Origin of the sequence: Ideonella sp. B508-1 (assembly GCF_000333615.1) — a bacterium.
GTDB lineage: Bacteria > Pseudomonadota > Gammaproteobacteria > Burkholderiales > Burkholderiaceae_C > Ideonella.
Genome location: NZ_BADL01000563.1, coordinates 1 through 5,081, shown reverse-complemented (window position 1 = coordinate 5,081; position 5,081 = coordinate 1). Strand labels below are relative to the sequence as shown.

The 5,081-nt window shown below is 69.3% G+C and carries 3 protein-coding genes; all 3 read right to left on the bottom strand.

Annotated features, from left to right (window positions below; all coding sequences use genetic code 11):
* Positions 1–87: 87 nt before the first annotated feature.
* Positions 88–2,436 (bottom strand): glycosyl hydrolase, encoded by a 2,349-nt coding sequence (locus I73_RS22115; protein WP_022982611.1) that lies wholly within the window; start codon positions 2,434–2,436, stop codon positions 88–90.
* A 2-nt stretch (positions 2,437–2,438) separates the two neighbouring features.
* A complete protein-coding gene (locus tag I73_RS33355; RefSeq protein ID WP_022982610.1) occupies positions 2,439–3,776 on the bottom strand; it encodes a hypothetical protein in 1,338 nt (445 codons plus the stop codon).
* 395 nt (positions 3,777–4,171) lie between these two features.
* Positions 4,172–5,081 (bottom strand): AmmeMemoRadiSam system radical SAM enzyme (gene amrS / locus I73_RS22105; protein WP_022982609.1); only part of this gene is annotated, 910 nt, incomplete at its 5' end.

Sequence of the window (5,081 nt, the reverse complement as noted above, 5' to 3'; positions counted from 1 at the left end):
CTGAGGGCCAGCCCCAGGCTGTTCAGGCCGGGAAGCGGACGGGCAGGCCGCGGGCCAGGGTGGGGTGGTGCATCTCGGACTCCTCGATCAGCGCAGCAGGGACGTGGTGTCGGTCCGCGACGTGCCATCCGGCGCAATCGTCAGCGTGACCAGTGAATGGGCGGGCAGGTTCATCTGGCGACCGTCTGAAAAGTGCGCGGTCACCAGGTTGCTGCCTGCGTTGACGGCCAGGTAGCGGCGCGCACCATCGGCCTGGGCGAAGACCGCATGCAGCGGCACGTCGGCATGCACCCGGGTGTCGCGCGGCCCCAGGCTGCGCAGCGTGTTCAACCAGAACCACATGTGGCTGCGGCTCTCGCCTTGCTCCACGTCGCCGCGGTCGTCCCACTGCGCCAGGGCCGTCGGTGCATCCCACAAGGCCAGGTAGCCGGCGAAGATGTCTTGCCAGACATCCCGGGGCGTGCCGTCGCCCGGCCCGGCCGCGCGGTACTGGGCTTCCCGCTGGCGCAGGGCCTCCAGGAAGGAGGCGCCGCCCGCAGGGCAGCCGGCCGACAGGTAGGTGCTCGCTGGCGTCAGCGGGAGGATGTTGATGCCCTGCACCTCCCTGGGGTTCTGCGTCCACCAGGTGTCGTAGGCATAGCGCCCCCCGAAGACCTGGGCGGCCACCGCACGGTCAAAGCGCGGGTCGAACACCTGGCGGTGGCAGTCGTACCAGTAGCTGGCGATGGCGTCGGACTCCGTGCTGTACAGCGCAATGCCCAGCTCGGTCAGCCGGCGGTTGCCGGTGATCTCGCCCCAATAAATCAGGGCGGCCCAGGCGTTCATCGCCTCGGACGAGGACTCCTGGTTGTTGCCCGCGTCCATGTCGGCGTCGCCGCTGGCCCAGGAATGCCCCTCGTAGGGATCGAAGTTGCGCAGAAAGGGCGCATCCGCGCGTCCCCGCTCGTCGGTGGCGATGTCGCGCACCAGCAGCTTGGCGATGCCTCCCCACTGGCTGTCCGAGGCCAGGGCCGGGTCCCGCAGGGCCAGCATGGACAGGGCCTGCAGCCAGTAGCCATAGTGGAAGTGGTGGTCGTTCATGTGGGCCACGCTGCCGAACTCGTCCGGGTAGCCCAGCAAGCTGCCGGTGGTGGCATCGTCCACGAAGTGCCGCGTGCCCCCTTCGGCCCGGAAGTAGCGCCTCATCTGTTCGGTCATCAGCGCGGCCAGGCGGTCGGCCTGCTCTTGCCGGCCCTGAACCTGGGCGATGGCCAGCAGTTGCGCTGCCCGGCCCAGGAACTTGCCCACCCAGTAGGTGCCTGCGCCCTGTTTCTCCAGTGACTCGGGTGTGCGTGCCACGTCCCCCCGCAGGAGGCTGTTCAGCCGGTCGGCGGCCTGGGCATCGCCCAGCGCGGGCCACAGCGGCACGATGCCGACATAGGGCGTGACCGTGTCGAAAGACTGCAGCGCGCCCACGCGGATCTCCCCGCGCACGCTGGGATAGGCCCAGGGCAGCTGCAGACCGGCCGCGCGCAGCCGCTGGTGCGGATACAGGCCCACCAGCGGCGGCCGCGGCGGGCCTTGCAGGGTCTCCGTCTGCAGCTCGTAGTGGGTGCGTACCTCAGAAGCTGCAGCGTCATAGACATAGCTCACCCGGGTGCCGGTGATGCGGGTGGCCGCGTGACTGGCAAAGGCCTCGAAGCTCTGCTTCGAGTCATCCGGCAGGGCCGCCACGGCCAGCCAGCGCCCCCCCTCGGGCAGGCTCAGGGACAGGCGCGTGGGCGTCGTCCACTGCGCCTTGGCGCCCGTGGGCAGGAATACCCCCCAGGCCTTGCCGCCCACCCGCAGGTGCAGACGGGTGGCATCGCTGTCGGGCAGTGTCTGCACGTCGGCGCGGAAGTCGATGCGTGCGCCGCCCTCGCTGAAACGGTAGTGACTGATGGGGCTGCCGTGGGCGATGGTGGCCCGCATGTGCTGCGCCCCGTGGGCCATGTCGATCTGCACATCCCAGTCACCGTGGCCTTCCAGCCGCGCATCGTCGGGCTGGAAGGCCTCGGGGGCCACCACCAGCAGCGGCTGGTGCAGCCAGTTGACCGAAGCCACGCCGGTGGGGCCGGACTCGAAGCGGGGGTCCGGTCGGCCGATCTCGAAACCCAGTTCAGAAGCCCGGTAGCTCAGGGGGTGGGCGTACAGCGGGTGCGACCAGCGCTCGTACACCAGCGACGAGAACCAGGTGTTGCTGGGGGCTGCGCGGCCGGTCATCTCGGCCGTGCGGTAGGTGGGCACAGGGGGGCGGGCATCGCCCTTGGACAGCAGACCGCCTTCGGAGAAGGCCTGCTGGACGAAGCCCGCGCCCACCGGACGGGGCGGTGCCTCGGCCGCCAGGCAGACGGTGGCCGGCAGAACGGCGCACAGCAGCAGGCGCCGGGGCCAGGAAGCGGGTTTGGCGGCGTGCATGCTCAGAACACCAGCACGGTGCCCAGGGTGACCGACACCGCTTCGCGGTTCAGGCGCGAATCCACGCCGTCGAAGGCGGTGTTGCTCGGCGCGCTGATCGGGGCCGGGCCCAGGCGATCGAAGTGAGTGAAGCCCAGCCCGCCGTAGACGTTCAGGTCCGGGTACAGCTCGGGCACCTTGCGGCTGAGATTGAGCTTGGCGGAGTACGCGCTGTTGCTCTGACCCCATTGCGTCGGGTTGTCGGTCTTGGCCTGGCCCAGGTGCACCACGCCCACCGAGGTCGTCCAGACGCCATCCACCCGGCTCAGGCCCAGCATCCAGTCGCGGGTGCGTGCCCCGTAGCCTGGGTAGATGGTGTTGCCCGGCTGCAGCGTGAGCGGGCTGATGTTGAAGCCCCCCTGCCACACGCAGCCGTTGTACTTCTCGGCATAGTCGCAGGTGAGGGCGCTGCCGGACCAGTAGCTGCTGCGCAGGCCCCAGGTCAGCTCCCACTGCGGGGTGAACCAGTGCTGGCCCTCCAGCACCACCATCTTCTGGCGGTTGGCGTTGCCGAAGACCGCAGGGCTGGTCTGCACCGGCAGATTGGCCGCGCCCACCAGCGGGTTCTTGCCCCAGGACGCCATGCCCGCGCCGCGGGCGTCGTCATAGACCAACTCGATCAGGTTGCTGTCGTCCGAATATTGCAGGAACAGCTCTGTCAGGCGTGGCTTGGGCGCGTTGGCGTCGTACTCCGGGTTCCAGGGGGAGTGGAAGCGATCGTTGGTGGCCAGGGTCACCTCGGCGTGCAGCTTGCCGTCGCCCAGGCCCATCATGGGGGTGCCGTAGCGCAGGGCTTTCTTCAGCACGCTGAAGCCCGCCCCGGTTTCCGACCACTGGGTGGACAGGCCGATGGGGTAGGAGAAGCCGTCCTGGCGCGACCAGGCGCGCGACAGCATGGTGCCTGCATCCAGCCGGCCCCAGGTCGGGTCGTCCACCCAGACCCCCTTGGCCAGCCAGGGCTGTCCCACGATGTCCTCCTTCCACTGACGCCAGCGGCGGCTCAGGCTGGCCCCCACCGTGGTGCCGCTGTCGAACTCGTACTTCAGCTTGCCGTCGAGCTGCACCATCGAGGTCCACGCGCTGCGGGTGGCCACATCCTCGGTGGATGCGCCGCAGCCCGGAAATCCCAGCACGCCACGGCTGTCCCCGTAGCAGGGCTCGGTGGCCTTGGCGGCATGGGTCGAGCGCGTCCACTCCTGCTTGGCAAAGCCGTCCAGCGAGAGGGGGCCCAGGTCATAGGCGTGGCAACTGGCGGCACCGCCGATCAGCAGGCCCAGGGCGGTGGTGCGGACTGGATTCATGTCATGGACTCCGTGTTCAGCTCTCGCGGAAGACGCCATTGGATGGGTCTCGACGTTCTGGCAGCAGGCACACGGGCCCGTCATCAACGTCTGAAAGCGGTTTCATGATTGCAGACTGGGAACCCGTCCGACATCCCAGGAAACCCTGAATGCCCGATCAGGCAGGGCGTTCTGCGGAAGCAGAGGCCCCGCTGGCCGGCCGCTCAGGACGGCCGGCCCGGGCAGCAACGCGTCAATTCATGCAGCAGGCCACCGATCTATGAAAGCGTTTGCATTCGCCAGAGGAACCCAGAACCCCGGCCCACGGACCGGGTGCGCGTTCCGGGCAGGCCACGGGCGAAGGCAGGGGGGCGCAGCTCTACGGGTGGCGGTCTCTCCGCCGCCGGCGTGGCGCTTCAGGCCATGGCCACCCGCACCGGCCCCCGGCGCCGGCCGCGGCCGGTGGGGGCCTGGCGGGCAAAGCGCCCGGCCAGCGCGGTGGCGCAGTGCGGGCAGCGGCCCTCGGGCGTCAGCTCGTAGTGCAGGATCTCGGGCCAGTCCCGCACGATCAGTGCCGCGCCGCAGCCGCTGCAGAAGGTGGTGCCGCCCTCCGGGTCGTGCACATTGCCGGTGTAGACATGGTGCAGGCCGTAGTCCAGCGCAATGCGCCGGGCGCGCTGCAGTGTGGCCGTGGGCGTGCCGGCCATGTCGCTGAGCTTGTAGTCCGGGTGGAAGGCGCTGAAGTGCAGCGGCACGTCCGGCCCCAGTTCGCGGGCCACCCAGCGGCTCAGGGCCTGCAGCTCGGCGTCGCTGTCGTTCAGGCCGGGGATCAGCAGCGTGGTCAGCTCCAGCCAGCAGTCGGTTTCGTGGTGCACATCGACCAGCGTCTCCAGCACCGGGGCCAGGTGGGCGCCGGTCTGCTGGAAGTAGAAGTCCTCGGTGAAGGCCTTGAGGTCGATGTTGGCCGCGTCCATCTTGGCGAAGAACTCGCGCCGCGGCTCGGCGTGGATGTAGCCGGCCGTCACCGCCACCGTCTTCACGCCCAGGGCGTGGCAGGCGTCGGCGGTGTCCATCGCGTACTCGGCAAAGATCACCGGGTCGTTGTAGGTGAAGGCCACGCTGGCGCAGCCGGTGTCGTGCGCCACCTGGGCGATCTGCGTCGGGCTGGCCTGGTCCATCAGCCGGTCCATCTCGCGGCTCTTGGAGATGTCCCAGTTCTGGCAGAACTTGCAGGCCAGGTTGCAGCCCGCGGTGCCAAAGCTGAACACGCTGCTGCCGGGCAGGAAGTGGTTGAGCGGCTTCTTCTCGATCGGGTCGATGCAGAAG